This window comes from Kitasatospora sp. NPDC059747 (assembly GCF_042732955.1).
In the GTDB taxonomy this organism is placed as follows: domain Bacteria; phylum Actinomycetota; class Actinomycetes; order Streptomycetales; family Streptomycetaceae; genus Kitasatospora.
Genome location: NZ_JBHWGV010000171.1, coordinates 9,799 through 14,720 on the forward strand (window position 1 = coordinate 9,799; position 4,922 = coordinate 14,720).

6 protein-coding genes are annotated in these 4,922 nt (G+C 70.7%); 3 read left to right on the forward strand and 3 right to left on the reverse strand.

The annotated features are described in order from the left end of the window. Window positions 1-526: ATP-binding protein (locus ACFV4G_RS40175; RefSeq protein WP_380448000.1), on the reverse strand; the 526-nt coding region annotated here is incomplete at its 3' end. Between the two features lie 190 nt (window positions 527-716). Here ACFV4G_RS40175 and ACFV4G_RS40180 point away from each other — a divergent pair. After that, complete coding sequence (locus tag ACFV4G_RS40180; protein ID WP_380447990.1) at window positions 717-1,043, forward strand: putative quinol monooxygenase; 327 nt, start codon at window positions 717-719, stop codon at window positions 1,041-1,043. Next, window positions 1,040-2,278: a helix-turn-helix domain-containing protein gene (locus tag ACFV4G_RS40185; RefSeq protein ID WP_380447992.1), complete on the forward strand. Its 1,239-nt coding sequence runs from the start codon at window positions 1,040-1,042 to the stop codon at window positions 2,276-2,278. Before ACFV4G_RS40180 ends, ACFV4G_RS40185 begins: the two co-directional genes overlap by 4 nt. Window positions 2,279-2,548: 270 nt before the next feature. Here ACFV4G_RS40185 and ACFV4G_RS40190 read toward each other — a convergent pair whose 3' ends face one another. Beyond that, window positions 2,549-3,151 (reverse strand): superoxide dismutase, encoded by a 603-nt coding sequence (locus ACFV4G_RS40190; protein WP_380447994.1) that lies wholly within the window; start codon window positions 3,149-3,151, stop codon window positions 2,549-2,551. A gap of 151 nt (window positions 3,152-3,302) precedes the next feature. Here ACFV4G_RS40190 and tsaD point away from each other — a divergent pair, with 151 nt between their 5' ends. Next, complete coding sequence (gene tsaD, locus ACFV4G_RS40195; protein WP_380447995.1) at window positions 3,303-4,340, forward strand: tRNA (adenosine(37)-N6)-threonylcarbamoyltransferase complex transferase subunit TsaD; 1,038 nt, start codon at window positions 3,303-3,305, stop codon at window positions 4,338-4,340. Here tsaD and ACFV4G_RS40200 read toward each other — a convergent pair. Then, window positions 4,318-4,764, reverse strand: coding sequence for a DUF5990 family protein (locus ACFV4G_RS40200; protein ID WP_380447997.1), 447 nt, complete (start codon window positions 4,762-4,764; stop codon window positions 4,318-4,320). The two genes, tsaD and ACFV4G_RS40200, sit on opposite strands and share 23 nt — an antisense overlap. Between the last annotated feature and the right edge of the window lie 158 nt (window positions 4,765-4,922).

Below are 4,922 nucleotides of genomic sequence, written 5' to 3' on the forward strand. Positions count from 1 at the left end.
GGTGTGGGTGGGTCGTTGTTCGGCGGTGCCCGCCCCCCCGCGGGGGGGGGGGGGGTCGGTGGCCCGGCCGCCCCCCCCCCCGGGGCGCCCCCCCGGCCACTTCGGAGGTCTCCAGGTATTCGAACCACACCACTTTGCCCGTCCCCGCCGGGTGCCAGCCCCAGGCGGCGGCCAGCGTCTCCACCAACAACAGCCCACGGCCACTTGTCGATTCGGTGCAGCGCTCCGGCCGCGGGAGATCCGGGCGTCGGTCGATGACCTCGACCCGCAACCGGCCGGCGCGCCATCGGATGGCCACGGTACAGCGCGACCTCGTGTGCAGGAGGGCGTTGGCGATCAGCTCGCTCGCGCACAGCTCCACCTCCTGGAGATCATCGGGCGAGAGCGGCACTCCCCACTCCCGCACGATCGCCATCACCAGCCGCCGGGCCGGCGGAACGGAGTCGACCCCTGGCGGTACACCCCACTCCAGCGGCACCGGAAAGCCGGCGGTGTTGAGCGGGCTGACGATCACGTTCCACCCCATTGCTCCTCCATCACTGCAGATGGGCAGTGGCCGTCACCAGACGGCAGCGAAAAGGGAAGCCGGCCATAGCTCTCAGCCGCGGCGACTGCACTGAACGTAGTCGCAGAAAAACTGTGAGTCAGGAGAATCTGCTACTCGCAGACCTTCACCTAGTCGTGCGAGACTCAACCAATCCAGGAAGGGGAGAACCATGGGATTCGGCCTCGTTGTGCGTTTCGTGGCCCGCAATGTGACAGCTGCTCAGGCCTTCGACGCCCTGGCTGAGGAAGCGCTCGAAGGAATCCGCGCCAAGGAACCCGGCACTCTCGTCTACGTCAACCACGCTGTACCGGACGAGCCTCACGTCCGGGTCTTCTACGAGCTGTATGCGGACCGTGAGGCGTTCGAGGAGCACGAGCGCCAGCCCCACGTCCGCCGATTCCTTGCCGAACGTGGCCAGTACCTGGAGTCGTTCGAGGTCACGTTCCTGGCCGAGATCTCCGGCAAGGGCGCGTCCGCCGACCAACTCACCCGGTGAGTCCTGAGGAACAGCGGGCGTTCGGCGCCCGGGTCGCCCAGCTACGCAAGGGGCGTGGCATGCGGCAGGACCAACTCGCCGCCGCCGTCAACCGAACCGCCAGTTGGGTGTCCCAGGTCGAGCGGGGCATCCAGCCGGTGGTCCGTCTCGACGTCCTCCACTTGCTGGCGAACGGCCTTGGCGTCTCCGTTCAGACGCTCAGGCCCGATGCGCCATCATCCGCCGCACCCGTACCCTCGGCTACCGAACAGACCAACGACCTTGATCTTGTGCGGCTGTCGCTGTCGGGTCATCCCGCTCTTGATGCGCTGCTCGGCGAACGCCCCCGGACGGAAACCGTCGACCTGCCCGAGCTGGCAACCGCCACCGAGGAGTTCTGGCATCTGACGCACGGCGCACGTTTTGCCGAGCTCAGCACTGCCATCGCCGACGTCCTGCCACGTCTGGAGCGGGCGTCGCGAACCGCCGCGGCGGAGGAGCGCCCCAAGATCCTGCTACTGCTCAGCCAGGCATATCAGGCGGTCGCAGCGGCATTCGTCCGCCAAGACGAGGCCGACGCCGCATGGGTGGCCGCCGACCGGGCCATCCAAGCCGCCGAGCAGGCCGGACAGCCACTGCACGTCTTCGCCGGCATCTACCGACTGGCCCACGCATTCGTCCGACTACGGCGGTTGGACCAGGCAGAACACGCCGCCGGGACTGCGGTGGCGGCGCTCCGGACCTACACGTCGGCAGGACATCCGCCACCGGAAGCGTTGTCCGTCCTCGGCGCGCTCCACCTGGTTCTCGCGTTGGCCGCCGCTCGCGCCGGCCAACGCGAGCAGGCGCTGAGAGAACTCGCCCGCGCCCGTGAGGTCGCGGCACGACTCGGCGAGGACCGCAACGACTTCAACCTGGAGTTCGGGCCTACGAACGTCGAGATTCAGGCCGTCTCGACGGCAGTCGAACTCGGCGATGCGGGCGAGGCTCTGGAAATCGGCTGCCGGATCGATGCCGGACAGCTCTCGCCCGAGCGCAGGTCAAGGCTACTGATCGACCTCGGGCGAGCTCACGCGCAACGACGTCACCTGGGTGAGGCGATCGACTGCCTCCTTCGAGCCGAGGAAGCGGCGCCGGAGAGCGTCCGGAGTCACGTGGCGGCGCGGGCGACGATCCGTGAGCTCATCCTCATCGCCGGCCGAGGCGCTCCTACGGAGCTGACGAAGCTGGCCAAGCGTGCGAACGCAATGGGGTGATGACGTGCGCATCGAACCCACAGGGCACCGGGGACTGTCGGCCAAGGCGGAGGAGCAGGTCCGACAGCTGCTCGGAGCGGCTCTTGCAGCAGAGGATCCGAGCGGGCTGGCCCGACCAGCCGCCAACCGGCCTCCTACCCCCAGGTTGTCGTAGACGACGCATTCGGGAGCTTCCGACCTGAATGTGCTCATCGGCGGGTTGGCGGGGATGCGAGGGGAATGCCCCGGACCGCCTGAGCGGGCCGGGGCATTCCCGATGCCTGAATCGGTTCAGGCGGACTTGACGGCGGCGAAGCGGGCCGAGACGTCCTGCCAGTTGACGACGTCCCACAGGCGGGTCACGTAGTCGGGGCGCACGTTGCGGTACTGCAGGTAGTAGGCGTGCTCCCACGCGTCGAAGGCCAGCAGCGGGGTGGTGCCCTGGCCGACGTTGCCGTGGTGGTCGTAGACCTGCTCGACGATCAGGCGCTTGCTCAGCGGCTCCCACGACAGGATGCCCCAACCCGAGCCCTGCACGCCCGTGGTGGCGTTCGTCAGCTGCTTCTTGAAGGCCTCGAAGCTGCCGAAGTGCTCGGTGATCGCGTCGGCCAGCTCGCCCTCGGGGCGGTCGCCGCCCTCCGGGGACAGGTTCTGCCAGAACAGCGAGTGCAGGACGTGGCCGGACAGGTGGAAGGCGAACGTCTTCTGCAGGCCGACCAGGCCGCCGAACTGCTCCTTGTCGCGCGCCTCGGCCAGCTGCTCCAGGGTGTCGTTCGCGCCCTTCACGTACGCGGCGTGGTGCTTGGAGTGGTGCAGCTCCAGGATCTCGGCCGACATCGCCCGCTCCAGCGCGGAGTAGTCGTACGGCAGGTCGGGAAGCGAGTAGGTGCCCAACGGGTCCTTCTTTCACGAAGTTGGCGATCGTGCCGGGACAACACTATTGCGTATCAGTTGCAGGAGCGATCAATAGGCTCCTGCTTATTCCCGACGGCACGTCGGGCACAATGGGACCGCTAGGTGTCATGGGTGAGGTAGGTGAGGGACTGTGACGGTCGTACTCGGGATCGAGTCCTCGTGCGACGAGACGGGCGCCGGGCTGGTCCGTGACGGCGTGTTGCTCGGGCAGGCGGTGGCGTCGTCGATGGACGAGCACGCCCGCTACGGCGGCGTCGTGCCGGAGATCGCCGCCCGCGCCCACGTCCACGCGATGGCCCCCGTGGTCCAGGAGGCCCTGCACCGGGCCGGACTGACGCTCCGGGATGTCGGCGCCGTCGCGGTCACCACCGGCCCCGGCCTCTCCGGCGCCCTCCACGTGGGCGTGGCCGCCGCCAAGGCGTACGCGTTCTCGCTCGGCGTCCCGCTCCACGGGGTGCACCACCTCGCCGGGCACGTCGCCGCCGCGACGCTCGACGGCGGGCCGCTGCCGGACCCGTCCGTCGTGCTCATCGTCTCCGGCGGGCACACCTCGCTCCTGCTCGTGCGCGACCTCGCCCGCGACCCGATCGTCCACCTCGGCGACACCCTCGACGACGCGGCCGGGGAGTGCTTCGACAAGGTCGCGAGGATCCTCGGACTCCCCTACCCGGGCGGTCCCGCGATCGACCGCGCGGCGCGCGACGGCGACCCGACCGCCGTCCGGCTGCCCCGCCCGCTGACCGGGCCGCAGGACCACCCGTACGCGTTCTCGTTCTCCGGCCTCAAGACCGCCGCCGCCCGCTGGGTGGAGGCGCAGCGCGCGCCGCACGTCCCCGACGCGGCGGCGGCGCTCCAGGAGGCGATCGCCGACGTGCTGACCCGCAAGGCGGTGCGGGCCTGCACGGACCACGGCATCGGCACGCTCGTGGTGGTCGGCGGGGTGGCCGCCAACTCCCGCGTCAGGGCCATGGCGGAGGAGCGCTGCGCAGCGGCGGGCATCACCCTGCGCGTACCGCCGCTGCGGCTCTGCACGGACAACGGCGCGATGGTCGCCGCCATCGGCGACCTGCTGGTCCGCGCGGGCGCCGAGCCGGCTCCCGCCGACGTGTCGATCGACCCCTCGGCGCCCCTGGAGTACGCGGCGCTCAGCCCCCTGCCGTCCAGGTGACCAGCGGCGGGCGGACGGCGGCGCACAGCGGGTGGCCCTTGGCGTCCGTGAGGCCCAGGCGGGCCACCAACAGGCCGGAGCGGAGGGCGGCTTCGACGACCTCCGGGGGAATCGCGTCCAGGAAGATCTTCGCGCGGCGGAACATCGTGGACCCCGGGCCGCTCAGCCAGTTGAGGTAGACGAAGCGCCCGCCCGGGCCGCCCTGGACGTACCGGCCGGTGATGTCGGTGCCGGCGGGCGTCGGCTTCGCCACGCACTCCAGCGTCCACTCCGCGCGCGGCGCGTCGCCGGGCTGCGGGTCCAGCAACTCGCCCGGCTTGGCGCGGCGCTGGACGGCGACGTGGATGTCGCGGTAGCCCGGGAAGCCGGGGGCGGCGCCGCACTCGCGGCCGGGCAGGTCGGTGGCCTCGATCCTCAGCTGCATGCGCCCATCCTCCCCCGGGTCCAGGGCCTGTCGTCAAACTCCCGTCGTCCGCCCGGAGGGCGGGCCGGGCGGCGTTGGGGTGCGTGCATCGCAAGGCGGAGGAGGGAGGCGATGCGGTGGGGGCACGCCCCCAGCCTTCGGCCGGGGGGACCCCCACC